We start from the raw sequence: 26,467 nt of genomic DNA on the forward strand, positions 1-26,467 counted from the left end.
ATACAAAATAAAAAGCGAGAGGAAATCCTCTCGCTTTTTTCATATTTTAGAATTCAGAAGAACCTGGAGTTCTTGGGAATGGAATTACGTCACGGATGTTAGCCATGCCAGTGATGTACATTAGGAAGCGCTCGAAACCTAGACCGAATCCAGCGTGTTTTGTACCGCCGTATTTTCTAAGTTCTAAGTACCACCAGTAGTCCTCTTCTTTCATGCCTAATTCTTTAATTCTATCTACTAAAACGTCCATTCTTTCTTCACGTTGACTTCCGCCGATTAATTCGCCGATGCCAGGAACTAGAAGGTCAGTAGCAGCTACTGTTTTACCGTCGTCATTTAAGCGCATGTAGAATGCTTTAATGTCCTTCGGATAGTCAGTTACGAATACAGGGCGTTTGAAGATTTCTTCTGATAAGTATCTTTCGTGCTCTGTTTGTAAGTCAATACCCCATTCTACTGGGTATTTGAAGTCAGCACCTGATTCTTGAAGTACTTTAATTGCTTCTGTATAAGTGATACGACCGAAGTCAGAGTTAATTACGTTGTTCATACGCTCTAAAACTGTTTTATCAACGAAGCTGTTGAAGAATTCCATTTCTTCTGGTGCATGCTCTAATACGTATTTCATTGCATATTTCAGCATATCTTCTGTAAGGTTCATTACGTCACCTAGTTCAGCAAATGCAATCTCAGGCTCAACCATCCAGAACTCAGCTGCGTGGCGAGTTGTGTTTGAGTTTTCTGCACGGAATGTAGGTCCGAATGTGTATACATCACGGAATGCTAATGCATAAGCTTCAGCGTTCAGCTGTCCACTTACTGTTAAGTTTGTTTCTTTGCCGAAGAAGTCTTTTGATTCATCAACTTGTCCGTCTTCGCCTTTTGGTACGTTGTTTAAATCTTGCGTTGTTACGCGGAACATTTCGCCCGCACCTTCTGTATCACTACCAGTAATGATTGGTGTGTGAACATGTACGAATCCACGCTCTTGGAAGAATTGGTGAATCGCAAATGCTGCGATAGAACGTACGCGGAACGTTGCAGAGAATGCATTTGTTCTTGGACGTAAGTGAGCAATTGTACGTAAGTATTCAAACGTATGACGTTTCTTTTGAAGTGGGTAATCAGAATCTGATAAGCCCTCAATATCAATTTTTTCTGCTTTAATTTCAAATGGTTGTTTCGCTCCAGGCGTTACAATTACTTTACCTTCTACTTTAACTGAAGAGCTAAGTGGAAGTTTTGCAATTTCTTTGAAGTTATCTAATTCTGTATCGAAAACGATTTGAACGCTTTTGAAGAAGCTACCGTCGTTTAATTCGATGAAGCCAAATGCTTTTGAATCACGTAAATTACGAATCCACCCTGATACTTGTACTGTTTGACCTGCGTATTTATCTGTATCTCTATACAGACTTTTTACTAATGTGTTTTCCATAGTGAAATTCTCCTTTGCTGATATATTTAAATACAAAAAAACCTTTCATCCATAAAGGGACGAAAGGTTAAACTTCGCGGTACCACCCAATTTGTCATAAAGACCAACTTTAACTCGTATGTAATACATACTTCCCGGTTTGTAACAGGCCGGATTCCCGTCTAAGTCTACTCTTGAATACAAGATTCAATTTCGGTTAGCAACTCCAAGGTGTTCTTCACATATACCGCCTCATCAGGCTCTCACCGTCCCTGACTCGCTTTGGATTATAGTATATACTACTTTTCCTTATCATCGTCTTTCATTTTGTTAAACTAAAATTAATGTACTACATTCGAGAGAAAGATGCAAGATGTCGGAAAATATATCAGCGATTTTTGTAATATATCGATCGTAACTCCAAATATATCAGCGATTTTTATAATATATCGATCGTAACTCCAAATATATCGGCGATTTTTGTAATATATCGACTTACCGACATTTTCCGACATTTTCCGACAACCAATCCAATAAAAAAATTGCCGGAATAAATCCGGCAATTTCTTATTACTTACGTAACTCCGCACCAAATTTCTCTTCTACCGCTGTTAACACGCGGTTATGTGCTTCTATTTCTTATTACTTACGTAACTCCGCACCAAATTTCTCTTCTACCGCTGTTAACACGCGGTTATGTGCTTCTGTTACTTCTTCATCTGTTAACGTACGCTCTGGATCGAAGTAGTTCATAGAGAATGCAAGTGATTTCTTGCCTTCTTCCATTTTTTCACCTTCGTATAAGTCAAATAGCGTTACGTCTTTCAGAAGTTCTCCACCAGCTTCAGCAATAACTTGCTTCATTTCGCCAGCTTTTGTTTCTTTCGTTACGACAACAGCCATGTCACGTGTCATAGATGGGAAACGTGGAATTGCTGAGTAGTAAGTTTCTTCAGCGTCTGCACCGAATACTTTTACAAGAGATAGTTCGAATACGAATGTATTTTTCACATCTAATTGTTTTTCTGCTTCTGGGTGCAATTGACCGATGAAACCAATTACTTCGCCTTCTAATACGATGTCAGCTGTACGACCTGGGTGCATACCTTCACGTTTTGCTGGTGCATATGTGATTTGGTTTGAAACGCCAAGTACGTCAAATAGACCTTCTAGTACACCTTTCACAACGAAGAAGTCTACTACTTTTTTCTCACCTTGCCATGCATGGTGAAGAGCAAGACCTGTCATAACACCCGCAAGATGTTGTTCTTCTTTCGGAAGTTCTCCTTCTTCTGTCGGTAAGAAGATAGAACCTACTTCGTATAAAGCAACGCTATCGTTTTTACGAGCGACATTGTATGAAACTGCTTCTAACAATTGTGGCACTAAGCTTAAACGAAGTTGGCTGCGTTCTTCACTCATTGGAAGTGCAAGAGCTACAGGCGCTTTTTCGTTTGGCTCCACCATATATTGTTTCGCTTTGTCAGCGCTTGTTAATGAATACGTGATTGCTTCATATAAACCAGCACCTTCTAAGAAGCGACGTACTTTACGACGTTTCGTTTGTGCTGCTGTTAATTTACCACGAGTCATTGTTCCAGAAGGTAATGTAACTGGAATGTGGTCATAACCGTATAGACGGCCCACTTCTTCTACTAAGTCTTCTGAAATTGTAATATCAGGACGACGTGCTGGTACATTCACGTGGAATGTTCCTTCTACTTCTGTGAATGGGAATTTCAAGTTTGTGAATATTGTACCCATTTCACTCGCAGAAATATTTGTGCCTAATACTCGGTTTACTTTTTCAGCAGTAACAGATACTGTACGCTCCTGTACTTGTAAGTTATCAACTTCTACGACACCTTCAAGCGCTTCTCCGCCAGCATATTTCGCCATTAAAGCGGCTGCGTGTTGAATTGCTTCAAATGTACGTGTTGGATCGATTCCTTTTTCGAAACGTGCACTTGATTCACTGCGAAGACCTAAGTCTTTTGATGTACGACGTACTGTTTGACCTGCAAAGTATGCAGACTCAATTAGAACGTTTACTGTCTCATTTGTAACTTCTGAATCCGCTCCGCCCATTACACCAGCAACAGCTAACGCTTTTGTGCCGTTTGTAATAACAAGGTGGTGGCTTTGTAACGTACGTTCTTGATCATCTAACGTTTCAATTTTTTCGCCTTCTTTTGCAAGACGAACAACGATTTCTTTTGAACCTAATTTATCGTAATCGAATGCATGTAACGGTTGACCGTATTCCATTAGAATGTAGTTTGTAATATCAACTACGTTGCTAATCGGACGAATGCCAGCTGCCATAAGGCGAGTTTGCATCCACATTGGTGATGGACCAATTTTTACGTTCTTCACCATTTTTGCAATGTATAATGGATTTTCTTCTTTCGCTTCTACACTTACAGAAATGTAATCGGCAGTTTTTTCTGCTGTTTCTTGTAAGTCGATAGCTGGAAGTTTTACTTCACGGCCGTAAATAGCAGCTACTTCATATGCAACACCTAACATGTTTAAGCAATCTGCACGGTTTGGTGTTAAACCAAGCTCAAGTACTTCATCATGTAAGTTTAAAATTTCAAGTGCATCTGCACCAACTTCAGCGTCACTTGGGAAGATGAAGATACCATCTGCGTATTCTTTTGAAACTAACTTTCCATCAATGCCAAGCTCTTGAAGAGCACAAACCATACCGTGAGAAGCTTCACCACGTAGTTTTGCTTTTTTAATTTTGAAATTACCAGGAAGTACAGCGCCAACTTTTGCAACTGGTACTTTTAAACCTTTTGCAATGTTAGCAGCACCACAAATAATTTGAACTGGTTCTTCTTCGCCGATGTCAATTAAGCATTTGCTTAACTTATCAGCTTCTGGGTGTTTTTCACATTCTAATACGTGACCAACTACAACACCTTTTACACCTTTATTTAATACTTCAACACCTTCTACTTCAATACCACTTTTCGTGATTTTGTCTGCTAGTTCTTGTGCCGTTACATCTTTAATATCTACATACTCTTGTAACCAACGATATGATACGAACATACTTATCCTCTCCTTCCCTTACGCTCGTTTGAATTGTTGTAAGAAACGTACATCATTTGTATAGAAATGACGAATGTCATCTACGCCGTATTTCAACATTGCGATACGCTCTGCGCCCATACCGAATGCGAAACCTTGATATTCTTTTGAATCATAACCAGCCATTTCAAGTACGTTCGGGTGAACCATACCTGCGCCTAAAATTTCAATCCAACCAGTTCCTTTACAAGTGCCGCAACCTTTGCCGTGACACATCATACAAGAAATATCCATCTCTACAGATGGCTCTGTGAATGGGAAGAAACTTGGACGAAGACGGATTTCACGATCTTCACCGAACATCTTTTTCACGAATACTTGCAGTGTACCTTTTAAGTCACTCATACGAATATTTTTATCAATTACAAGACCTTCAATTTGCATGAACTGGTGTGAATGCGTCGCATCATCGTCATCACGGCGATACACTTTACCAGGACAAATAATTTTAATTGGGCCTTTTTCTTTATTATTTTCCATCGTACGTGCTTGCACAGAAGATGTATGTGTACGTAGTAACGTTTCTTCTGTAATGTAGAATGTATCTTGCATATCACGCGCTGGGTGATCTTTCGGTAAGTTTAATGCTTCGAAGTTGTAGTAGTCTTTTTCTACTTCTGTTCCTTCCGCTACTTCATAACCCATACCGATGAATACATCTTCAATTTGTTCAACAACAGCTGTTAACGGATGGTGACAACCTGTTTCAACAGGACGACCTGGCAATGTAACATCAATTGTTTCAGTTGCTAATTTCGCTTCAATTACTGCTTTTTCTAAGTTGCTGATTTTGTCGTCTAGACGCGTTTGAATCGCTTCACGTACTTCATTTACTAATGCTCCCATACGTGGACGCTCTTCTGCTGATAATTTTCCCATGCCGCGTAATACTTCTGTAATTGGACCTTTTTTTCCTAAATACGCTACGCGTACGTCGTTTAAGCCTTTTAGCTCTTTCGCTTCTTCAATAAGCTCTAACGCTTTTTGCTTTAGCTCTTTTAAACGTGCTTCCATTTGGAACCCTCCTAATTTTAAAAATAAAAAAACCTCGCTCCCAAAAAGGGACGAGGTAAATTCGCGGTACCACCCTAAATTGACAGAACATGTCTGCCCACTCATTAGTTATAACGATCAATTCTGACCGGAACGCCTTTACATATACATGGTCCTGGCGTCAACTCCAGAGGTGAATTCACTTCCGTCTACCATAAGAATGCTTTCAGTCTACGGCATTCTCTCCCTATATGGCGATTTTGTAAGCTACTCTTCTCTATCAACGTTTTTCGTTATTTAACTTTTAATATAATGTACTTCAACTTATTATAAGAAGTTTTTTATTTGTTCGCAACCGGGCTTTGCAAATAATACGTTAAAATCCCTGCTGCAACTGCAACATTTAATGATTCTGCCCCGCCGTAAATCGGAATATACAAGTTTCGATCCGTTTTTGCAAGAATTTCTTGGCGTACGCCGTTTCCTTCATTTCCTACAATTAATGCAAAGCTACCAGCTGGTGTTACTTCCCCGTACGGAACTCCATTTTCAAGAGCTGTTCCATATACAGGAACGTTATTTTCTTTTAGCTTGTCTACCCATTCTTCTAAGTTCCCTTTTACAATTGGTAAGTGAAAAATAGAACCTTGTGTAGAACGGAGTACTTTACTATTATAAACATCAACACAACCTTCTCCAAGCACAACGGCATGAATACCAGCTGCATCAGCTGTACGAATAATTGTCCCTAAGTTACCTGGGTCTTGCAGGCCATCTAATAAAAGAAACTTCCCATCAGCAAGAGCTACTTCCTTCTCATGCTTTTCACAAACAGCAAATACACCTTGCGTCGTTTCTGTTTCACGAAGTACTTTTACGATTGCTTCCGGTACGATATACATTTCTACATCATTAACTGTCCAATCTTTCGGAAGGTCTGTCTGATCTGAAACGATAAGTTCTGTTACAACTCCTGCTTTTAAAGCTTCCTCCACTAAATGGAATCCTTCTACAAAAAATAAACCTTTTTTATCGCGCTCTTTCTTCGTTTGCAGCTTTTTCCACTGCTTCACACGCGGATTTTGTACTGAATCAATGTTTTTCATAATATGTATTTCCCTCTCTTCTTGTCTTATCATTATAGCCTATTTTTCATACATATTTACAGAAAAAAGAACAAAAACTAACGTCAGTTTCAATTCTGAAGAAGAGGTGAAAACAATGAGTTTTAATTTACGCGGTGCTGTATTAGCAAATGTATCTGGTAATACACAAGATCAATTACAAGAAACAATTGTCGATGCAATTCAAAGCGGTGAAGAGAAAATGCTTCCAGGTCTTGGTGTCTTATTTGAAGTCATTTGGAAAAACGCTGATGAAAATGAAAAGCATGAAATGTTAGAAACACTAGAGCAAGGATTAAAAAAATAAGCAATTTAAAAATCACCTTTGCATAAGCTAAGGTGATTTTTTTCTTCTCCTAAACATTTCTACTTTACTAACGCTACTCGATGGAGTACAATGTTCAAAATACATTTAAACCGATCGATTTTTCTTCATATACACCATTAGATAAAAGGAGTGAATGTTTTATGCACCGTATTACGCTTGAACAAATTTTTAAACACCACATTACACAAAAATACGTAAATCGTTCTGGGATGGTCCACGCGATCGCTGTCGCTTACCATGCGTTTCACTTAGCTAAAAAGCATCACGCCTCAGTCGATGCTGCGACAAAAGCCGGTTTCCTTCATGATATCGGACATCATACATGGTACACAGGCGGCGAATGGGACTATGATTTATATAAAAAGAATGATATACACGCAATTAAAGGAGCAGAAAGAGCTCATAAATTGCTTATTAGATTAGGAGAACACCCTAAACTAGCAAAAGAAATTTCTATCGCCATTCTTCTTCATACAGATTCTTTCTTAGTGGAACAAGAAATTGAAAGAACGTCTCTTCAAAATATTATTAAATGGGCAGACGAAGCAGATGAAGAACCGGGCGGAGCGCATCATTATCGAACAATTTCTTATGAAAAAGCACTAAAAGCAATTCAACAGTTAGATCGATTGGTAGAGCGTGAATTACAAATAGAGCAATCGAAATCAAACAACAAAACAGAACATAGTTATCAATGAGAAAGAGGCATCACTATAGGGTGATACCTCTTTTATTATTTTATGGAAAATACACCTTTATATGTAATATTTAAATGTTACATTCAAAAATCAAATACTTTATAATTAAATATACAAATATAAAGAGGTGGTTTAAACATATGCAACCTACTACACAACTTCCGCACGAACAAAAACAATCCATGTCATGGGGACAATTTATCCCCTCTACTCTATTTGCATTTTGGGGCACTGGTTTTATAACTACATTCCTTATACTCCCACTAATAATGTATAAAAGTATATTTGCAGATAAAACACAAATCGCCTTATACGAATCTATTATAGATACGACAGGTACTGCACTACAACTAATTATTCTATTGTTTTTCATATTTAAATACGAGCCTGCCAAAACATTATTATTACCATCATTTGACTTTAGTGTATTAAAAAAATATCGTACATACGCATACTTGTTCATTATCTTTTCATTAAGTATCCTTTTCAATTCATTCGTATTACAACACGTATTTCCAGATGCATCAGAAGAACAATCGTCTGCGTTAAACTTACATATTTTAAGCCAATATCAAATATTGTTACTTATCGGGTCCGCAATACTTACACCCATTTTTGAAGAACTCATTTTCAGAGGTTTTATGCTTCGCTTCTTCTCAGAACGGTTCCCATTCTGGATTGCTGCAATTTTGACAAGTTTATTTTTCGGAGTCGCCCATACATACTCACTGGGAATAATGGTGAGTGCGTTCTTCGCAGGGCTAATGATGGCTTTTTTATACAGGAAAACAAATTCCATCATTCCAACCATACTATTTCATATTATAAATAATATAGTAGCACTTTTAAGTTAAAGAGAGATATCATCACGATTTCTCTCTTTATTCTTTTATAACAACTTCAAATTCCTCTTTCTTTAACATTTTTCAATAATTTGGATCGTTATTTCTCATTTATTTATTAATACTATCCAAAATAAAAAGCAGGGAAATTAATTCCCTGCTTTTCTATTTGGTTTATTGCCTGATGGTAAGAAGAACGATAACACCCAAGCAATCCCTGCAAGTATCGTTGCAATTAAGAAGGCATCGTTAATACCGTTAATTGCAGATAACTTTGAAATTTGTCCGAATAATAGTTGCGTGCTCATCGCATCTCCTGCTTGTGCTGAGCCGGCTAAGGCCGCTAAGCTTTGCCCCATGCCGTGTACTTTATCAACTAAAATTGGGTTTGACGTTGTTAACATGTTGCCATAATCTGCTACGTGAGCAGTCGTTTGTTGCGTCATAAGTGTAATTAATATCGCTGTTCCAATTGAACCAGCTACTTGTCTTGACGTATTTTGCGTTGCTGTACCGTGAGAAATTAATTTCATCGGTAGCGCGTTCATACCAGCTGTCATAATTGGCATCATAATGAATGACATACCAATTGAGCGTATAATATAATCCGTCATAATAACGCTATACGGTGTATCCATCGATAATTTTGTAAATTCATATGTCGCATACGTCGTAATTGCCAATCCAATTATCGCTAATGGACGAATGCCATATTTATCGAATAATTTACCCGCTACTGGTCCCATGATCCCCATAATTAATGATCCTGGAAGAAGTAGTAAACCAGATTCAATTGGCGTAAAGCCACGAATGTTTTGCAGATATACCGGAAGTAATAACATACCTCCGAATAATGCCATTGTAACGATTGCGTTAATTACTAAAGTGAAAGTAAATACTGGATATTTAAATACTTGTAAATCAAGCATTTTATTGTCCGTTGTTAACTCTCTCCAAATAAATAACGCTAAACCAATTACACCGATAATAAGTGAAATAACAACTTCTGCACTAGTCCAACTATTATTTCCAGCTTCACTAAATCCGTACAATAAGCTTCCTAGTCCAATACTTGAACTAACCACACCGAATATATCTAATTTTGTTTTAGACACCGGCTGAGCTAGTGTAAAGAATTTTAAAGATAGGAACGTAATAATTAAACCGATAATAAACATCGCATAGAACATTAAGTTCCAGCTGTAATTTTCAATTACCCAACCTGTTACAGTTGGTCCGATAGCTGGTGCTAAAATCATTGCTACGCCTAGTAATCCCATCGCTGCTCCGCGCTTATGAGGCGGGAATAGTGTCATGAAGATATTCATACCAACCGGCATTAAAATACCCGCGCCAACCGCTTGAATAACACGGCCCGTCATCATCATTGTAAAGTTTCCTGAAGTAGCACAAATGATAGATCCTACCGTGAAGAATAACATTGCTGCTACGAATAATTTACGATACGTAAATCGTGAAACTAAAAAGGCACTAATCGGTACTAAAATACCATTTACAAGCATGAAGCCTGTAATTAACCATTGTGCTGTTGAAGTTGATACGTTAAATTCATTCATTAACGGAGGCAATGCAACGTTAATGATTGTTTGGTTTAAAATAGAAACGAACATGCCGAGAATTAATACAGCTACCACTGCTTTTACGTTCACATTCTCTACAGGCATAGACATTTGTTTTTTCGGCACTTCTTTTTCTTGCTTTACTTCTTCTTGCTTTCCTGTTTCCAACTCAACTACATTAGAAATTTCTGGTTCTTGCTTTCGTTCAATGTCTTTCTCTTCTGTTTCAACTTTACTTACTTCTATTTTACTTACGGCTGGGACTTGTTCTTCTCCCATTTTCGTTTTTTTCTTTCGTAAAAGACGATTTACAAGGAAGAAGACGATTATACAAAATAGTGCATATCCTGCAATTACAATTGAGGACATCTCATCTCCCCCTTACTTATGAATACGAACTGTCACATTCATGCCAGGAACAATATTTACTGATTTACTATGATCTAAAGAAATTTTAACTGGTACTACTTGTGTTACTTTCGTATAGTTCGCTGTTGCGTTGCTTGATGGTAACATAGAGAATGTGTTCGCTGTTGTTAAGCCAACTTGTTCTACTTTTCCTGTTAACGTTGTATCTGGGTATGCATCTACATACACATCTACATCTTGACCTTTTTGAACATCATCAACATCTGTTTCTTCAATATTTGCTGTTACCCATAAATTGTTCATATCAAATGCATAAGCGATTGGGCTACCTGCTCCAACGAAAGCATTTGTTGTTGCGTTTGATTGTACAACTGTTGCATTTTGTGGAATTGTTACATCTACTGTTTGTTCTCCATTCGCTGCTGCTACAGTGACAGCACCTAATTTATCATTCTCGTTGTAGTTCTTACCTACTTCAGCTTTCCAGTCAGTTAATTTCCCTGCTACTGGTGATGCAATCGGAATTACCTTTCCATCAATTTTTGCATTGTCTGTTTTTAAGTAATTTTCCGCTTGATTGTAATAGTAATAACCGCCAATACCGCCGCCAACTAGTACAATTAATGTGATAATGTTGATAATCACCATTCTTCGAAACTGATTCATTGCATTCCTCTCCTTATATCGCATATAATTTTTTTCTAAACTATTTACGTCCTTATTGTTTAGATTGTTTAATTGTTAATTATATTAACTTTTAAACAAAAAAATCACACCATCTGCAGTGTAAATCGAAATTTATCTACCTGCGAGCGGTGCTGATTTCTGAAGGACTATCGTTTATAATTATAAATAATTATTTCAAATCTACAACCGACAATTTACGTATGAAATGTCGCTTAAACAACAATATGATACCGATATGTTGTTTAAATACAGAAAATTAAACGAGGTGAAGTAAAAATGTCTATTAAAAATACAAATGATCCACGTGTAAAACGGACGAGACAACTCATACAGGATGCTTTTGTCGCTTTAGTAGGCGAAAAAGGGTTTGAAAATGTAACTGTTCAACATATTGCAGAACGTGCTCCTGTAAATCGCGCTACGTTTTATAGCCATTACCACGATAAATATGACTTACTAGACAAAAGCATTGAAGAAATGTTAGAGAAGCTAACAGAAGTTATTAAACCGAAAAATAGAAATAAAGAAGATTTTCAACTTACATTTGATTCACCACATCCAAATTTCTTGTCTTTATTTGAACATATCGCAGAAAATGCGAACTTCTATAACGTCATGCTTGGTGATAAAGCTGCCGGAAACTTTACGTATAAAATGATGAAAGCCATTCAGACACATTTAACATTAAGCCTCTCTATTGCACAGCCTAACGATGAAAAACTAATGGTTCCACGTGATATTCTCCTTAGTTATGTTACTGGTGCCCATCTCGGCATGATTATGTCATGGCTAAAAAAAGGGATGATATATACCCCGCATTTTATGGCCATGCAATTAACTCGTTTAATCATTTTAGGGGCTCATACTGCCGCGGGATTAGAACGACCTTTTTAAAACACAAAAAAAGCGAAGGAGAGGCTCCTTCGCTTTTTCTATTAATTAAATGTAATGTTATGTACAGCCTCTTTATCAAGACGTTTAATAACTTCTACAATTAACTTCACTGCATTTTCATAATCATCACGGTGTAACATTGCCGCATGAGAATGAATGTAACGGGTTGCAATCGTAATTGCCATAGACGGAATACCATTTACAGCAATATGAATTGCACCTGCATCCGTTCCACCGCCCGCTACTGAATCATATTGGTATGGAATTTGTAATTCATCAGCAACATCAACTACAAAGTCACGTAAACCTGTATGACCAATAACAGAAGCATCATATAAAATGATCTGTGGTCCATCACCCATTTTACTTTGCGCTTCTTTTGACGTTACACCAGGTGTGTCACCAGCAATACCAACATCTACCGCGAACGCGATATCTGGTTTAATATAGTTTGCAGATGTTTTTGCACCACGAAGACCAACTTCTTCTTGTACAGTCCCTACGCCATATACAACGTTTGGATGCTTTTCATCTTTTAATTGTTTTAATACGTCAATTGCAATTGCACAACCAATTCGGTTATCCCATGCTTTTGCAAGTAACATTTTTTCATTCTTCATCACTTGGAATTCAAAATAAGGTACAACTTGATCTCCTGGTCGTACACCCCACTCCATTGCTTCTTCTTGGCTAGAAGCACCAATATCGATGAACATGTCTTTAATTTCAACTGGCTTTTTACGCGCTTCTGGAGGTAAGATATGCGGTGGTTTTGAACCGATAACACCTGTTACATCTCCTTTACGCGTTACAATTGTTACGCGCTGTGCAAGCATAACTTGTGACCACCAGCCACCAACCGTTTGGAAACGAAGGAAACCTTTGTCATCGATTTGTGTAATCATAAATCCAACTTCATCTAAATGACCTGCAACCATAATTTTCGGGCCGTTTTCTTCCCCTACTTTTTTCGCAACTAAACTTCCTAAATTATCAGTAGAAAGTTCGTCCGCAAACGGCTCAATATATTTCTTCATTACTTCGCGTGGTTCACGCTCGTTACCCGCAATACCACGTGCATCTGTTAATTCTTTTAGCATTGTCAATGTCTCGTCTAATTTGGTCATTGCCAACACCCTCCTTTTTCTTCAGTCACTTCATTATACAAAAGGAAATTGAAATATTCAAAAATTAACTTAGTATCCTTGTGTTTGACGCTGATGATTTACTTCGTTTTTATCTAAATATGCCTTTTCAATCTCTTCTTGTTCAAACTCAAGTGCTTGTCCAAGTCGAAGGTAGCTTGTAAATAATTCAATATAGTTCGTAATAGATGGTTGATCTGTAAAACGAATCACCTTCGCATACGTATCTAAGAAAATTTCTACTTGTGTTTTATTCGTCTGTGCACACTTATAGAATAAGAAGTTTTTATCAATACCTAAATCAATTCCGATTGATAAAATAAAATGTAAACCATCTACGTATTCTTCTAGTATGACTTCACGTTCTGATGCTGGTTTGTTGCTCCAATATTTAAAACAACGTGTTTCATTTGCAAGTTCTCCAATTTCTACAAGAAGAGCTAACATTTTCTCTTTTAACAATTTTTTCGGTTGTAAGTCATGTTCTTTCGCAATACGGTCATCTAATTCTTTTTGTAATTTAAATAGTTGTAGTAAGTCCACTCTATTGTCCTCCTCCAACATCGCATTTTACGCAACAATGTTGTTTCATCTCAAAGTTCATTATTATTTTTCGTTTCTTATTAATAAGTCAGCCATTTACCTCTTTACAAAATAGCTTGTCCTTAATTTACAAATACGTTTCAATCATCACGATTAGATTGTTCACTCCGATTGGTGATAGTTAATAATTATCCAGGAATTGCCCACTATTAAAAATATTATTTTATCTGATGAAAGTTCCATATCATCTTTCCATTATAGCAGTGTCGTTTCAGGTAGGAAAGATACTCTTCTTTCCAGAGGATGATAATTAAAAGAAGCCAGGAGGATTCTCCTGACTTCATATGCATATTCTTCTATATTGCTATAACTTTTATATTGATTTTGTCATATCGATAACGACACACTTCTCTTTGCATACAAATAAAAAAACCTTAGAAGAAAAATCTTCTAAGGTTTCAACTAATTGATTAGTTAATGTTGTTTTTTGCAACTGTTGCTAATTCAGCGAAAGCTTTTTCGTCATGAACAGCTAAGTCAGCAAGCATCTTGCGGTTAACTTCGATGCCAGCATTTTTAAGACCGTGCATTAAGCGGCTGTAAGAAAGACCATTCATACGAGCTGCTGCGTTGATACGTGTAATCCATAATTTACGGAAGTCACGTTTCTTTTGACGGCGGTCACGGAATGCATACATTAGAGATTTCATAACCTGTTGGTTAGCAACCTTGAATAATGTATTTTTTGAACCGTAGTAACCTTTTGCTAATTTAATTACTTTTTTACGACGTTGACGAGTAACTGTACCACCTTTTACTCTTGGCATAATATTACCTCCTAATTGTTCTATATATCAGCCGAACTTATTTTAAGTTGTCAAGCATTTGACGAATGCGTTTGAAGTCACCAGCGCTTACTACACCAGCTTTACGTAGTTTACGTTTAGCTTTTGTAGATTTGTTAGCGAATAAATGGCTTGTGTAAGCGTGAGAACGTTTCAGTTTACCTGATCCAGTCTTTTTGAAACGCTTTGCAGCGCCGCGATGAGTTTTTTGTTTAGGCATAGGTATTTCCTCCTCTATCTATTACTTATCGTTTTTCGGTGCTAAAACTAAGAACATACTGCGTCCTTCCATTTTAGGCTTAGATTCGATTGTACTAACTTCAGCACAAGCTTCTGAGAAGCGATCTAAAACACGTTGACCGATTTCTTTATGAGTAATGGCACGTCCTTTAAAGCGAATTGACGCTTTAACCTTGTCGCCTTTCTCTAAAAACTTGATAGCATTACGAAGTTTTGTGTTAAAGTCGTGTTCATCAATTGTTGGACTTAAACGAACTTCTTTCATGCTAATTACTTTTTGATTTTTGCGCTGTTCTTTTTCTTTCTTCTGTTGCTCAAAGCGGAATTTACCGTAGTCCATAATGCGGCATACTGGCGGTTTCGCATTTGGAGCAACTAATACTAAATCAAGATTAAGATTTGCAGCTAAGTCTAAAGCGTCATTACGAGACTTGATTCCAAGTTGATCGCCATTTGCGCCAACTAAACGTACTTCACGTGCACGAATTTGCTCGTTAATCATCATATCCTTGCTAATAGTAAGCCACCTCCAAGGTTTTCTCAGAACATAGTTTGTAGTCATAGAACCCGACAAAAAAAGTGCGGGCATACGACACCCACACTTGTAAAATCTTAAGTAAGAAATACATTTACCTGTAAACTGCGAATGCGTCCATCAGGTGAGAAGCGGGTGCTTCTACTTGTTCCACAAAACAATATTCTATTATCCTTGATGAGTTTATCATAGGACATGACGTCTGTCAAGAAGACGCGATGTGTTTTACTAACAACAAGAAATATTGTAACAAACAACTAACATACTTGCAATACTTTTTTACGATAAGTGTTACATGGTTTTTTTTTCTAATTTTTCTTACTCATATTACATAGAAAAGCCGCGGTATACCGCGGCTTTTTCTTATCGTTTTCCTTCTACTTTAATCATATCAACAAAAGCATCTAATGCGATTGTTTCTGATTTTTGTTCACCGTATTTACGTACGTTTACGCCGTTTTCAGTTACTTCATTGTCACCTACTACAAGCATGTACGGAATTTTTTGCATTTGTGCTTCACGGATTTTGTAACCAATTTTCTCTTCACGAGTATCTAATTCAACACGCATACCAGCACGGCGTAATTCGTCTTGTACTTTCTTCGCATAGTCTAAATGTACTTGCGGAGAAACTGGAATTACTTGTACTTGAACTGGAGCTAACCAAGTTGGGAATGCACCTTTGTATTCTTCAATTAAGAAGGCTACGAAACGTTCCATAGTAGATACAACACCACGGTGAATTACAACTGGACGATGTTGTTTACCGTCTTCACCAACGTAAGATAGTTCAAAGCGTTCTGGAAGTAAGAAGTCTAATTGTACAGTTGAAAGTGTTTCGTCTTTTCCAAGAGCAGTACGAACTTGAACGTCAAGTTTTGGACCGTAGAATGCCGCTTCACCTTCAGCTTCATAGTAATCAAGACCCATTTCATCCATAGCTTCTTTTAACATACCTTGTGCTTTTTCCCACATCTCATCATCAGCATAGTACTTTTTAGTATCTGCTGGGTCGCGATAAGATAGACGGAATGAGTAGTTCTCTAAACCGAAATCTTTGTACACTTCTAGAGTTAAGTTTACAACACGTTTTAATTCTTCTTTAATTTGATCTGGGCGTACGAAAATGTGCGCATCGTTTAAAGTCATTCCGCGTACACGTTGTAATCCAGATAACGCACCTGACATTTCATAGCGGTGCATTGTTCCAAGTTCCGCAATACGGATTGGTAATTCACGGTAGCTGTGAATATCGTTTTTATAAACCATCATGTGGTGAGGGCAGTTCATCGGACGAAGAACTAACTCTTCATTATCCATTTCCATTGATGGGAACATACCATCACGGTAGTGGTTCCAGTGACCAGAAGTTTCATAAAGCTCTCTGCTTCCTAGTACTGGAGTGTATACGTGATCATAGCCTAAGCTTGCTTCTTTATCAACGATGTAACGCTCGATAATGCGGCGGATTGTTGCACCCTTTGGTAACCAAAGTGGTAAACCTTGTCCTACTTTTTGGCTATTAGTAAATAGTTTTAATTCTTTACCTAATTTACGGTGATCGCGCTCTTTCGCTTCTTCAAGCATGCGTAAATGCTCATCTAATTCTGCTTTCTTAACGAATGCAGTACCGTAAATACGTTGTAACATTTTATTATTGCTATCGCCGCGCCAGTAAGCACCCGCAACGCTTAATAATTTAAATACTTTAATTTTCCCTGTAGATGGAAGGTGAACGCCACGGCAAAGGTCGAAGAATTCGCCTTGCTCATAGATTGAAATAACAGCATCTTCTGGAAGATCGTTAATTAAATCTAATTTTAACTCATCGCCGATTTCTTCAAAACGACGAATTGCTTCTGCACGTGGTACTTCATGACGAACGATTTCTAAGTTCTCGTTCACAATTTTTTGCATTTCTTTTTCGATTTTCTTGAAGTCTTCAACTGTAATTGCTTCTTCCATATCAATATCGTAGTAGAAGCCATTTTCAATTACTGGACCAATGCCAAGCTCAACCTTAACATCTTTATATAAACGTTTTAACGCTTGCGCTAAAAGGTGAGCTGTTGAGTGGCGTAAAATATATAAGCCATCTTCAGAATCTAATGTAATGATAGAAACTGCACCATCTTCTTCGATTGGTGTAACAAGATCAATCATCTCATCATTTAATTTTCCAGCCACAGCTTTTTTCTTTAAGCCTGGGCTAATAGAAGCTGCGATTTCTTCAGTTGTTACGCCTTTTGGAAACTCCTTCACAGCTCCATCAGGGAAAGTAATTTTAACTACATCTGCCATCACTGGTCACTCCTCTTTTTCTCAAAATAAAAAACACTCATCCCGTAAAAAGGGACGAGTGTTGAATTCGTGGTTCCACCCTTGTTCCAATTAACATAATTGTTAATTGCTCAAGTTCAACATAACGGTGTTGTCCGTTAGCAATTACTTGAAAAACCGTTCACTGCTAAAGTTTAGAGGTGGTAAGTAATAATCCCGTACTAGGAAGCTCACACCCTAAGGCTTCCCTCTCTGAAAATCGTAGAAAATTACTCATGTCCTCATCATGACATTTCAATATATTTCATTTATGTAGGTAATTATATGCTCAAAAACTTAGAAAATCAAGGGCGTTACCTTTATTTTTTAAATTTTTCACATTGCGCTCAAACTCATGTAATCCATGTAATTGTACCCGTTCTTGAAATACATTTCGCAAAGTAATAATCATATTATGGTCTTGTTCTTTCGTATATAAATAAATTTTTTTCGGCGAAATAGAAAGAAGTGGTGCAATTACTTTCGTATCAATATATACATCCTTTTGTTTTAATAAGTCTTCATCTATATATTGAACCAATTTCTCTTGTTTTAAACGTCTACCTTTATCATCATAGAAAATAAAACTTTCATCAAAAATAAGATGTACACATGACAAACGTGATTTCCGGCTACGGACTTGTTGCCGGAGCGTCTCAATAAACATTTGATATTCTTGTTCTAACTTATACTCATCAATCGCAACTTCAGCAAGCTTAGCTACCATTTCCCTATATGTACGAAGACGAAAACGAACATATGATGAAAACGAGAATGAAAGCGGATCACAAAGCCAGTTATTTAAAGAGGATTTAATATATGATTCAAATGTGTGACGTGTTAATTCACGAGCAATTCCTTTTCTTCTTCCTTTTAAAATCTCTTGTGCCATATGCAATATTTGATGGCACTCTTCCTCTTCTTCATAAAAAAACTTCTCTTTTAATATTGTATATATCCACTCATTTTGTTTCACATTCACAATGAAATATACCATTACTGGCAATAAAATCTTTTCAATATAATTTGATTCACGTACTGGTATGTGAATCACCACTTTTTGTTCCTGTAAATACACACTCGTTTCCTTATATAACAGTTCCGCTCTTTTCAATAGTTGTCTATATACGTGCATAGCATCATTTTTTTCTTCGAAGCAAATTTCAATCACTTTTGTCCCCCCTTTTATCCCTGCTCTAAAGGACTGTATCTATACGTTACAAATCCTATAAGAGTCCGTCCCGCTTGAAAGTTCACTCTTAGTAGAATTACCTTTCCTATCGTTAGAAAATCTACTCGATATGGCTTGCTAATTTTATATATATTAAGGGAGGGAGAAAAAAATGATACAAGCTAATAGGAATTTTCAATAAGAACTTTTCATTTTATAATTCGACTACTTTAAAAAGCGTTTAACTACAAAAAAAGAGCAAGCTTTTCAGCTTGCTCTTTACTTATGACGACGGTTTTTCCCGCCAATCGGAATTGGTTTCGCCAAATATTTAATGCGTTCCATAATACGAGCTGCTTTCATTTCTTCCGCTTCACCGCGCTGCGTATATGTTAAATGATGTTCTAGCTGTTTAAAATCAAAGTTAGACGTAAAGAACGTCGGTAAGTTTTCTAACATACGGAATTGCAAAATTGCACCGAGTACATCATCACGCACAAAGCTTGACATCGCTTCTGCTCCAATATCATCTAACATTAAAACTTGTACGCGTTTCACCGCATCAATCTTTTCCCCAATCGAATTATCTTGAATTGAACTTTTAATTTCACGTAAAAATTCAGGGAAATATACGAGCATTGAACTTATTTTCTTTCGAGCAAGCTCATTCGCAATTGCTCCTAATAAATACGTTTTCCCTACACCAAATTTACCGTACAAATATAAACCTTGTACTTTTTTACCAGGTTCATATGTACTTAAAAATTCATTAGCTGCACCAATTGCATCAATACGCGCATCTAAATCTGAAGGATCTAAGTTTTCCATCGTTGCTTGTAAAATATCAGTTGGCATATATACACTTTGAACGAGCTTTTCATATTTCTTCCTCTCGTCATATGCTACTTTTCTAACGCAACGATCATATTGAATATCAATCATCTTCCCTTGGATAACGAGCTTTGGCTCATATCCTTGCAGCATGTTTTTACACGAACCTAGATCCGGACAATCCGCGCAACCTACACTTTGTCCAATATATTCGTATAATTTCACAAGACTGCGTTCAATCATAGACGTTGTTACTTCCCCTTTATGTTCGTCTATAAATTCTTTCACACGCGGATGTGCCATTACTTCCGCCTTTAATACTTCATATCTATTTTTAAAATTTTCATTTTCCATTAATTTTGCAAATGAATTTTGAATATGCTCCATTTCCTCACCTCAAAGAGCGTTCATTCTCTTCTATTAATCACGCTTATATTTTTTTAACACTTCTTCTAGTCGTTTCCGTTCATCCTCTAACGTACTTGCACCTTTTTCAGCACTTGCATCTTTTTTCACAGTTTCTTTCTCTTGTTCTTTCGGCTCTTCTTTCAACCAATCTGGTACCATTTCTTTTCGTACCGTTTTCTTCGATGTACGGCCTTTCTTCTTCGTCTCAGCCCATTCTTGATATTGACGGTTTTCTTCTTTCGCTAATGCCATCGCTTCAGCTACTGTACCGACCTTTTTACGTGCCCAATGTCCAGCAATCTTCTCCACATACGTTTTCGCAAGTTTCATATCTGAGCGTAGCATAACGTAATAAATAAGTACATTCACAACACCTGGCGTTAATTTTTGATTGATCATTACATCTTCAACAATTTGCAAGTCAGCCTTCGTCGCCTCTGCACCACCAGAGATTTCTTTCAATAGTTGTTTTGGTGAGATTTCCTCTAGCTGTTTGATTAACATCTCTTCTTGCGTAGAAGGCTCTTTTTCTTTCATCATACGTGCAGCGTGAGGCTGTACTCTTTCACTTAATACAGGTAACGCTTGGCCGTTTTCGAACTGATACCAATCACGTGCTCCTTTTCTAAGCCTTTCGATATCAATTGTCTGCATCTCTGTCACCGCACCAAGAACGATATTTTGCATCGATAACACATCTACATCATACACGTAAGCAAGTGTAATGACACATTCTCGCACTTGATCTGTAATCGCCTTTTTAGGAACAAGAGCGGACAAGCCATCTACAAATAAGGAGAAATCAAAGAAATCATTCCAAACTTTTGGAGCGTCTCCCTTTTCATTACTTGGCATAGCTGTCGTTTTTGGAATACGAAGGTCTTCTTGCGCATGCTCAAGCTGCCCTGGATTAAACGAACCAAACACATCATTAAAAGAACGCGTAACATTTTCATAAGATGCAAAATCAAATTCTTCTTCTAAGAAATAATGCTTTACTTGATTATATTTTGTCCGACTCAATCGATTGTATAAAAAGATACTTAAAACAATATCATCAAAAAACTGCTTCGGAGATAAAGGTGGTTGCAGCTCATATATAAACATTCGAATATCTTTTTCTTTCTTAATATATACTTTCAAAAGTCCAATTGCCTCTAACTTTACTCGTTCCTCATATACTTCAGGAAGCTGCATTTGCATGGTCACCATAAGGGAATGATGCGTATTCTCTTTTCCAAATACACGATCTTGTTCTAACTCTCCCCATAGCGTCATGTACAAGCTAAAAGCTCTACTACCTATTAACGGCTGATATAACATCGTTAACACTTTTCGGTCGTAATTATGCAATAATCCTTTCGCACTTACTTTATAACGATCAATCGGCAATAGCTCCATCCATGACTGTTTTTCCATTCTTGCTTTCCTTTCTCTCATCCAATCTTCACTATATAATTTATTAGCGAAAAAGAGCTATTAGCTTTCGCTTCTAGCTCTCTTATCTCATTACTTACGGTATGTAAAGAGAATACGATACAGATTCTACTCTCTTTCTTTTTGCAGTATATCTTTTAATTCTTCAATAAATACATTTAAATCTTTAAATTGGCGATATACAGAAGCAAAACGCACGTAAGCAACATCATCGATATCACGTAGTTCTTCCATAACAATTTCACCAATCATATCACTTTTCACTTCTGATATACCTAAATTACGAAGTTCACGTTCCACACTTTGAGTTACTTCTTCTAATTGTCTTAAAGATACTGGTCTTTTTTCACACGCTTTAATTAAGCCACGTAAAATCTTTTCTTTATTAAACTCTTCTCGTGTTCCTTCTTTTTTTACAACGATAAGAGGTGACTCTTCCACTCTTTCAAATGTCGTAAAGCGGCTTAAACAGCTTTCACACTCTCTCCTTCTTCGAATAGAGCGCCCCTCGTCTACCGGACGCGAATCTAACACTCTTGTACCATTATGAGAACAGGATGGACAACGCAATATATTCACTCCTTTACACTATACTCTTTATTTTTTCTCTACTTACTTCATCTGACAATATATATACATTATTATATAACTCATTTTAACTCTCTTACCACTTTAAGTTTAAACGCATTATGTTATCATCTCGTTTTCAAAAATAAGATAGTAGATAGGGCGTTAACTCATTCGTAAGAGCTCCATTTATTCAACTAACGAGTACGTTATATTTTCCCTTTTTTATAAACTAAAAAAGAGGTGCATTATACACCTCTTTACATTTTAAATCAATTATGTTCTTTTTTAAAGAGCTTTTGTTTCTCTCTGCTTAATTTCGAAGCTACCAGTGCCTCGAGGAAGCTCGATGCTCTCACGCGTTTTCGCGTTTAAACCTTCTGCAATATATTCTGCAGCAACATTTGGATCAATACGATCCCCACAAGTATAAACATCAATACTTGCGTAACCGTGCTCCGGAAAGCTATGAATTGTTAAATGTGATTCCGAGATAATTACTACTCCACTTACACCTTGTGGTGCAAATTTATGGAAAGCAACCTCACGCACTTCAGCACCAGCTCTTAGTGCTGCATCCACAAATAATTGTTCAATATACGGCATGTCATTAAGCTTGTCGAAATCGCAATCCCAAAGTTCAGCGATCACGTGACGACCCATCGTATCCATAGTATCCATTCTACAGTTCCCCCTTGTAAATTTATTCTAACTGTTCGAATTGAAAACTAATTTGCAATTTGGCTTGCTCCACTACCACGGGGGAAAGTTAGTCCAGAGAGGTCCTAACCCTTTAAGTAGTGACTACGTACCTCAGCTCTTAAGTTTACGAGTGTTAGTATACTTTGTTTATTTTCATTTTGCAACAACAGTTTTTTCGATTTTCTGTCATATTTTCCTCTTTACTTTTCCCTAAAAAAAATAAATGATTCACAAATACAGTAACCCCAACGTTTCGTGGTATGTCCACTTTCAAAAATATACTCCTATAATTTTTTTCCTTTTCAGAAAAAAATAAAAAAAAGAGGGCAAATATTCCACTTGCCCTCTCCCTTATTCACTTAAATATGTTGCACATTTTCTTGCTTCGCTAATTCGTCAACAACTAACGTTACAAGATCTACAACACGACGAGAGTAGCCCCACTCGTTATCATACCAAGCCAGCACTTTCACTTTACGATCACCCATTACCATTGTAGATAAACCATCAATGATAGCTGAGTGTGTATTTGTATTAAAGTCAATAGATACTAAAGGCTCTTCGCTGAATTCTACAATGCCTTTTAACGCACCGTTTGCAACAGTTTTGAATGCATCGTTAATAGCTTCAACTGTTACATCACGTTTTACATCTACTACTAAGTCAACAAGAGACACGTTTGGTGTTGGTACACGAAGTGCCATACCATGAAGTTTTCCATTTAAATGTGGAAGAACTTTTGCTAGCGCTTTCGCAGCACCTGTCGTTGTCGGAATAATTGATTGTCCGCAAGCACGTGCTCTTCTTAAATCTTTATGTGGGTTATCAATATTTTTTTGGTCATTTGTATAAGCGTGAACTGTCGTCATTAAACCGTTTTCAATTCCAAACTGCTCATCTAACACCTTCACAACAGGTGCTAAACAGTTTGTTGTACAAGATGCATTTGAAATAACAGTATGTTTTGTAATATCTAATTGGTCTTCGTTCACACCTACTACAATTGTTACATCTTCATTTTTACCAGGCGCTGTTAAAATAACTTTTTTCGCTCCAGCTTCAACGTGAAGAATTGCTTTTTCTTTTGAATTAAATTTACCAGTTGCTTCAATTACAACTTCAACACCTAAATCTGTCCAAGGCAATTCCTTTGGATCGCGGTTGTTTAAAAGGCGAATCATTTTCCCATCAACTAATAAGTGATCTTCAAATGCTTCTACTGTTCCGTCAAACTTGCCGTGAACTGTATCATATTTAATTAAATGTGCTAACGTTTCAGATGGATAGCTTGCATTGATTGCTACAATTTCGAATGCGCTTTCTTTTATTGCCTGACGAAATACCATTCTCCCAATACGTCCAAATCCATTAATTGCCACACGAGTCATAATATGTTATCCCCCTTGAATGCGTTATACTATTTATCTCCAATCCCAATAATAGTATAACACAAAAAGGGGATATGTCACTAAGCATTTTCATTAATTTCACAATTTTTTAGTCAATAACGTTCCAATTCTTTAAAATCACCTGCAATTGTGTTTTCGTTCCCATAATTGTGCCATCATTATTTATTACTTCATCTGCATGCTTCACTTTTTCTTCTAACGGCATTTGAGATTGAATACGAGCTGTTGCTTCTTCTTCTGAAAAATTATTTCGCTTCATTAAACGTTCTAATTGCGTATGCGGCTTAACTGCTACAACTAAAACGCGGTCAACGAGACTTGTTAATTTACTTTCAAATAAGAGAGGAATATCTAACACAACCGCTTGCATACCTTCTTTTATGTACATTTCCTTTTGCCTATTCATTTCCTCACGCACTGCAGGATGAACAATTTTGTTTAACTGCAATCGTTTCTCTTCATTATAGAAAACGACACTTCCTAATTTCGGTCGATCCAGTTCTCCATCTTCTTGTAGTACTTCCGTTCCAAACACTTCTACAATTTTGTTATATGCTGGCTTTCCTCGTTCTACAACTTCTCGCGCAATAATATCTGCATCAATAACTGGTATATTTAGCTCGCGAAACATTTGAGATACTGTACTTTTTCCGCTTGCAATACCTCCCGTTAATCCAATTACTACTGTCATCATATAATCCTCCTCATAATAAAAGGCGCGAAACTAATGTTCCACGCCCGTACTTACATTTTCCAAATTCCAATAATAATGAGTAATACCCCAGGCAGGAATGTAAATTTTTGCAACCATTTCATATTTGATAAAACCGTTCCAAGTTTCATTCCAATAAATAAAAACAAAGAACTCATCACTGCAACTAATATCGCCATCATAGCAGGTGCATACCCTAATAAAGATGCACCAATTCCAGCACCAAATGAATCTACAGAAAGAGCGATACCAAGAAGTAACGCTTCTCCTGCAGAAATGGTGCCTGATTTATCGAAATCTGCTACAGTCGGTTTCCGTAAAATTTGAATGACTAACCCAAGCGAGGCAATCTCTAATTTCCATACCTTCTCCTCTTGCTTCGGTTCTTCTTTTTTCTCACTTCGAAAAAATTGGTATAATACCCAAATCCCTATTCCAATAAGAACAAGCCCACCGATACGCGTTGCGATAACAGGTGAAAATACTTTCGCGATCATATGTCCAATTCCCATTGAAACAAGCATAACAGCCGCTGAACACATTCCGATAATTACAATTGATCTTAGTGGAATTCTTACGCTTCTTAAACCATATGTTAGCCCTACACTACAGCTATCTAAGCTTAATGTAAAAGCTAATAAAATAAGAGATAAATAAAGGTACATCGGTAAGCTCCTCCCTTATACATAGCTCTGCTGTATGTATATGACAAATGCCTATCCGATGTTATCTCTTTTCTATATTCTTGGCTGACAAATTGGGCAGTAATGCGTTCCTCTTCCACCAACAACTGTTTTTTCTAATATCGTACCGCAAGTCACACACGGTTCTCCTTTTTTTCCATATACATTTAGAAGTTCTTGGAATGAGCCAATTTGCCCTTGTGAGTTGATATACGTTCGAATTGTACTTCCGCCACGCTTCACTGCTTCGCCTAACGTTGTAACAGTCGCCTCATAAATTCGCTCAATTTCTTCTACTGTTAAAGATGATGCTTCTCGTTCTGGATGAATTTGAGAACGGAATAAAACTTCATCTACATATATATTTCCAAGTCCTACTAAAAGACGCTGGTCTAATAATACAACTTTTATTTTACGATTTGTCTTCTGCAATCTCTCTTGTAAATACTGTGGTGTCAATTCAGCATCAAATGGCTCCGGACCTAAGTCAGCAAGAGGCATTTGATTCATTTCCTCACCTTTTTTAAAGAGATGCATCGTACCAAACTTTCTCACATCTTTATAATGTAATTCAGTTCCATCTGTAAATAAGAAACGGACGTGCGTATGCTTATCAATTGGCTCATCCTCTTGATGCAGTAAAAACTTACCTTCCATACGCAAATGTGAAACAATGACATAATTTGTTACATATAAAAGCAAAAACTTTCCTCTTCGCTTTATATTTTCAATCGTCTCGCCTTTTAGCATTTCTTTAAAGATTTCTGCATCATCCGGTCGTTTCACTATTTTCGGATAAGTAACAATAACATCCTCAATCGTTTTTCCTGTTACAAGATTTTCAAGTGTCCGTCTGACGTTTTCAACCTCTGGTAATTCAGGCATT

General features: G+C 37.0%; 25 protein-coding genes and 4 other annotated features. Of the genes, 4 read left to right on the top strand and 21 right to left on the bottom strand.

Annotated elements, in window-relative coordinates; all coding sequences use genetic code 11:
• Nucleotides 1–46: 46 nt before the first annotated feature.
• The 4 genes from asnS to NLJ82_RS22325 all read right to left on the bottom strand — a co-directional run bounded on the left by asnS (nucleotide 47) and on the right by NLJ82_RS22325 (nucleotide 6,651).
• The gene (gene asnS, locus NLJ82_RS22310; protein ID WP_000432166.1) at nucleotides 47–1,438 is read right to left on the bottom strand and encodes an asparagine--tRNA ligase; all 1,392 of its coding nucleotides are present in this window, start codon (nucleotides 1,436–1,438) and stop codon (nucleotides 47–49) included.
• 52 nt (nucleotides 1,439–1,490) lie between these two features.
• Nucleotides 1,491–1,742, bottom strand: a binding site (T-box leader).
• A gap of 317 nt (nucleotides 1,743–2,059) precedes the next feature.
• Nucleotides 2,060–4,480 carry a phenylalanine--tRNA ligase subunit beta gene (pheT, locus tag NLJ82_RS22315; protein WP_000498169.1) on the bottom strand — a complete coding sequence of 807 codons (2,421 nt, stop codon included), beginning with the start codon at nucleotides 4,478–4,480 and terminating at the stop codon, nucleotides 2,060–2,062.
• 18 nt (nucleotides 4,481–4,498) lie between these two features.
• Nucleotides 4,499–5,533, bottom strand: coding sequence for a phenylalanine--tRNA ligase subunit alpha (gene pheS, locus NLJ82_RS22320; RefSeq protein ID WP_000388219.1), 1,035 nt, complete (start codon nucleotides 5,531–5,533; stop codon nucleotides 4,499–4,501).
• Nucleotides 5,534–5,576: 43 nt separating this feature from the next.
• Nucleotides 5,577–5,805: a binding site (T-box leader), on the bottom strand.
• A 48-nt stretch (nucleotides 5,806–5,853) separates the two neighbouring features.
• Nucleotides 5,854–6,651, bottom strand: coding sequence for a TrmH family RNA methyltransferase (locus NLJ82_RS22325; protein ID WP_001993769.1), 798 nt, complete (start codon nucleotides 6,649–6,651; stop codon nucleotides 5,854–5,856).
• 82 nt (nucleotides 6,652–6,733) lie between these two features.
• Between NLJ82_RS22325 and sspI the strand changes: the two genes are divergently transcribed.
• The 3 genes from sspI (at nucleotide 6,734) to NLJ82_RS22340 (ending at nucleotide 8,516) form a co-directional block, all read left to right on the top strand.
• Nucleotides 6,734–6,943: a small acid-soluble spore protein SspI gene (sspI, locus tag NLJ82_RS22330; RefSeq protein ID WP_000009513.1), complete on the top strand. Its 210-nt coding sequence runs from the start codon at nucleotides 6,734–6,736 to the stop codon at nucleotides 6,941–6,943.
• Nucleotides 6,944–7,104: 161 nt separating this feature from the next.
• Entirely contained in the window at nucleotides 7,105–7,662 is a 558-nt protein-coding gene (locus NLJ82_RS22335; RefSeq protein ID WP_000554789.1) for an HD domain-containing protein, read from the top strand.
• 140 nt (nucleotides 7,663–7,802) lie between these two features.
• Nucleotides 7,803–8,516: a CPBP family intramembrane glutamic endopeptidase gene (locus NLJ82_RS22340; protein ID WP_001183249.1), complete on the top strand. Its 714-nt coding sequence runs from the start codon at nucleotides 7,803–7,805 to the stop codon at nucleotides 8,514–8,516.
• Between the two features lie 137 nt (nucleotides 8,517–8,653).
• Here NLJ82_RS22340 and NLJ82_RS22345 read toward each other — a convergent pair whose 3' ends face one another.
• Both NLJ82_RS22345 and NLJ82_RS22350 read right to left on the bottom strand, forming a co-directional pair.
• Nucleotides 8,654–10,453 (bottom strand): DHA2 family efflux MFS transporter permease subunit, encoded by a 1,800-nt coding sequence (locus NLJ82_RS22345; RefSeq protein WP_000095287.1) that lies wholly within the window; start codon nucleotides 10,451–10,453, stop codon nucleotides 8,654–8,656.
• 12 nt (nucleotides 10,454–10,465) lie between these two features.
• Nucleotides 10,466–11,119, bottom strand: coding sequence for an HlyD family secretion protein (locus tag NLJ82_RS22350; RefSeq protein WP_001071404.1), 654 nt, complete (start codon nucleotides 11,117–11,119; stop codon nucleotides 10,466–10,468).
• Between the two features lie 297 nt (nucleotides 11,120–11,416).
• Here NLJ82_RS22350 and NLJ82_RS22355 point away from each other — a divergent pair, with 297 nt between their 5' ends.
• Nucleotides 11,417–12,034 carry a TetR/AcrR family transcriptional regulator gene (locus tag NLJ82_RS22355; protein ID WP_000023670.1) on the top strand — a complete coding sequence of 206 codons (618 nt, stop codon included), beginning with the start codon at nucleotides 11,417–11,419 and terminating at the stop codon, nucleotides 12,032–12,034.
• Nucleotides 12,035–12,075: 41 nt separating this feature from the next.
• On the opposite strand, the gene NLJ82_RS22360 is transcribed toward NLJ82_RS22355, so the two are convergent.
• The 15 genes from NLJ82_RS22360 to mutM form a co-directional block, all read right to left on the bottom strand.
• Entirely contained in the window at nucleotides 12,076–13,161 is a 1,086-nt protein-coding gene (locus NLJ82_RS22360; RefSeq protein ID WP_000163568.1) for a M42 family metallopeptidase, read from the bottom strand.
• 69 nt (nucleotides 13,162–13,230) lie between these two features.
• Entirely contained in the window at nucleotides 13,231–13,722 is a 492-nt protein-coding gene (locus NLJ82_RS22365; protein ID WP_000365050.1) for a dUTP diphosphatase, read from the bottom strand.
• Nucleotides 13,723–14,192: 470 nt separating this feature from the next.
• Nucleotides 14,193–14,549: a 50S ribosomal protein L20 gene (gene rplT / locus NLJ82_RS22370; protein ID WP_001138362.1), complete on the bottom strand. Its 357-nt coding sequence runs from the start codon at nucleotides 14,547–14,549 to the stop codon at nucleotides 14,193–14,195.
• A gap of 37 nt (nucleotides 14,550–14,586) precedes the next feature.
• On the bottom strand, nucleotides 14,587–14,787 hold the full coding sequence (rpmI, locus tag NLJ82_RS22375) for a 50S ribosomal protein L35 (protein WP_001125945.1): 201 nt from the start codon (nucleotides 14,785–14,787) through the stop codon (nucleotides 14,587–14,589).
• 21 nt (nucleotides 14,788–14,808) lie between these two features.
• On the bottom strand, nucleotides 14,809–15,312 hold the full coding sequence (gene infC / locus NLJ82_RS22380) for a translation initiation factor IF-3 (RefSeq protein ID WP_000973214.1): 504 nt from the start codon (nucleotides 15,310–15,312) through the stop codon (nucleotides 14,809–14,811).
• A gap of 62 nt (nucleotides 15,313–15,374) precedes the next feature.
• Nucleotides 15,375–15,495: a sequence feature (ribosomal protein L20 leader region), on the bottom strand.
• Between the two features lie 210 nt (nucleotides 15,496–15,705).
• Nucleotides 15,706–17,643 carry a threonine--tRNA ligase gene (gene thrS / locus NLJ82_RS22385; RefSeq protein ID WP_000786084.1) on the bottom strand — a complete coding sequence of 646 codons (1,938 nt, stop codon included), beginning with the start codon at nucleotides 17,641–17,643 and terminating at the stop codon, nucleotides 15,706–15,708.
• A gap of 47 nt (nucleotides 17,644–17,690) precedes the next feature.
• Nucleotides 17,691–17,919 (bottom strand) — a binding site (T-box leader).
• 31 nt (nucleotides 17,920–17,950) lie between these two features.
• A complete protein-coding gene (gene ytxC, locus NLJ82_RS22390) occupies nucleotides 17,951–18,832 on the bottom strand; it encodes a putative sporulation protein YtxC (protein ID WP_000569621.1) in 882 nt (293 codons plus the stop codon).
• A 279-nt stretch (nucleotides 18,833–19,111) separates the two neighbouring features.
• Nucleotides 19,112–20,050: a primosomal protein DnaI gene (dnaI, locus tag NLJ82_RS22395; protein WP_000400101.1), complete on the bottom strand. Its 939-nt coding sequence runs from the start codon at nucleotides 20,048–20,050 to the stop codon at nucleotides 19,112–19,114.
• A gap of 33 nt (nucleotides 20,051–20,083) precedes the next feature.
• The gene (locus tag NLJ82_RS22400; protein ID WP_000415043.1) at nucleotides 20,084–21,490 is read right to left on the bottom strand and encodes a replication initiation and membrane attachment family protein; all 1,407 of its coding nucleotides are present in this window, start codon (nucleotides 21,488–21,490) and stop codon (nucleotides 20,084–20,086) included.
• 126 nt (nucleotides 21,491–21,616) lie between these two features.
• Complete coding sequence (nrdR, locus tag NLJ82_RS22405) at nucleotides 21,617–22,078, bottom strand: transcriptional regulator NrdR (RefSeq protein ID WP_001203687.1); 462 nt, start codon at nucleotides 22,076–22,078, stop codon at nucleotides 21,617–21,619.
• Between the two features lie 285 nt (nucleotides 22,079–22,363).
• On the bottom strand, nucleotides 22,364–22,747 hold the full coding sequence (speD, locus tag NLJ82_RS22410; protein WP_002003660.1) for an adenosylmethionine decarboxylase: 384 nt from the start codon (nucleotides 22,745–22,747) through the stop codon (nucleotides 22,364–22,366).
• A 389-nt stretch (nucleotides 22,748–23,136) separates the two neighbouring features.
• On the bottom strand, nucleotides 23,137–24,165 hold the full coding sequence (locus tag NLJ82_RS22415) for a glyceraldehyde-3-phosphate dehydrogenase (RefSeq protein WP_000198972.1): 1,029 nt from the start codon (nucleotides 24,163–24,165) through the stop codon (nucleotides 23,137–23,139).
• Between the two features lie 109 nt (nucleotides 24,166–24,274).
• Entirely contained in the window at nucleotides 24,275–24,877 is a 603-nt protein-coding gene (gene coaE / locus NLJ82_RS22420) for a dephospho-CoA kinase (protein WP_000219296.1), read from the bottom strand.
• 53 nt (nucleotides 24,878–24,930) lie between these two features.
• A complete protein-coding gene (gene ytaF, locus NLJ82_RS22425; protein WP_000281751.1) occupies nucleotides 24,931–25,563 on the bottom strand; it encodes a sporulation membrane protein YtaF in 633 nt (210 codons plus the stop codon).
• A gap of 72 nt (nucleotides 25,564–25,635) precedes the next feature.
• Nucleotides 25,636–26,466 carry a DNA-formamidopyrimidine glycosylase gene (gene mutM, locus NLJ82_RS22430; protein ID WP_001114483.1) on the bottom strand — a complete coding sequence of 277 codons (831 nt, stop codon included), beginning with the start codon at nucleotides 26,464–26,466 and terminating at the stop codon, nucleotides 25,636–25,638.
• Between the last annotated feature and the right edge of the window lies 1 nt (nucleotide 26,467).

Source organism: Bacillus paranthracis, assembly GCF_024296885.1.
Taxonomy (GTDB): domain Bacteria; phylum Bacillota; class Bacilli; order Bacillales; family Bacillaceae_G; genus Bacillus_A; species Bacillus_A paranthracis.

Bases quoted from the DNA above. Each gene is read 5' to 3' on its own strand.
- asnS (WP_000432166.1), bottom strand. From the start codon at position 1,438: ATGGAAAACACATTAGTAAAAAGTCTGTATAGAGATACAGATAAATAC.
- pheT (WP_000498169.1), bottom strand. From the start codon at position 4,480: ATGTTCGTATCATATCGTTGGTTACAAGAGTATGTAGATATTAAAGAT.
- pheS (WP_000388219.1), bottom strand. From the start codon at position 5,533: ATGGAAGCACGTTTAAAAGAGCTAAAGCAAAAAGCGTTAGAGCTTATT.
- NLJ82_RS22325 (WP_001993769.1), bottom strand. From the start codon at position 6,651: ATGATAAGACAAGAAGAGAGGGAAATACATATTATGAAAAACATTGAT.
- sspI (WP_000009513.1), top strand. From the start codon at position 6,734: ATGAGTTTTAATTTACGCGGTGCTGTATTAGCAAATGTATCTGGTAAT.
- NLJ82_RS22335 (WP_000554789.1), top strand. From the start codon at position 7,105: ATGCACCGTATTACGCTTGAACAAATTTTTAAACACCACATTACACAA.
- NLJ82_RS22340 (WP_001183249.1), top strand. From the start codon at position 7,803: ATGCAACCTACTACACAACTTCCGCACGAACAAAAACAATCCATGTCA.
- NLJ82_RS22345 (WP_000095287.1), bottom strand. From the start codon at position 10,453: ATGTCCTCAATTGTAATTGCAGGATATGCACTATTTTGTATAATCGTC.
- NLJ82_RS22350 (WP_001071404.1), bottom strand. From the start codon at position 11,119: ATGAATCAGTTTCGAAGAATGGTGATTATCAACATTATCACATTAATT.
- NLJ82_RS22355 (WP_000023670.1), top strand. From the start codon at position 11,417: ATGTCTATTAAAAATACAAATGATCCACGTGTAAAACGGACGAGACAA.
- NLJ82_RS22360 (WP_000163568.1), bottom strand. From the start codon at position 13,161: ATGACCAAATTAGACGAGACATTGACAATGCTAAAAGAATTAACAGAT.
- rplT (WP_001138362.1), bottom strand. From the start codon at position 14,549: ATGCCAAGAGTAAAAGGTGGTACAGTTACTCGTCAACGTCGTAAAAAA.
- rpmI (WP_001125945.1), bottom strand. From the start codon at position 14,787: ATGCCTAAACAAAAAACTCATCGCGGCGCTGCAAAGCGTTTCAAAAAG.
- infC (WP_000973214.1), bottom strand. From the start codon at position 15,312: ATGATGATTAACGAGCAAATTCGTGCACGTGAAGTACGTTTAGTTGGC.
- thrS (WP_000786084.1), bottom strand. From the start codon at position 17,643: ATGGCAGATGTAGTTAAAATTACTTTCCCTGATGGAGCTGTGAAGGAG.
- dnaI (WP_000400101.1), bottom strand. From the start codon at position 20,050: ATGGAGCATATTCAAAATTCATTTGCAAAATTAATGGAAAATGAAAAT.
- NLJ82_RS22400 (WP_000415043.1), bottom strand. From the start codon at position 21,490: ATGGAAAAACAGTCATGGATGGAGCTATTGCCGATTGATCGTTATAAA.
- speD (WP_002003660.1), bottom strand. From the start codon at position 22,747: ATGGATACGATGGGTCGTCACGTGATCGCTGAACTTTGGGATTGCGAT.
- NLJ82_RS22415 (WP_000198972.1), bottom strand. From the start codon at position 24,165: ATGACTCGTGTGGCAATTAATGGATTTGGACGTATTGGGAGAATGGTA.
- coaE (WP_000219296.1), bottom strand. From the start codon at position 24,877: ATGACAGTAGTAATTGGATTAACGGGAGGTATTGCAAGCGGAAAAAGT.
- ytaF (WP_000281751.1), bottom strand. From the start codon at position 25,563: ATGTACCTTTATTTATCTCTTATTTTATTAGCTTTTACATTAAGCTTA.
- mutM (WP_001114483.1), bottom strand. From the start codon at position 26,466: ATGCCTGAATTACCAGAGGTTGAAAACGTCAGACGGACACTTGAAAAT.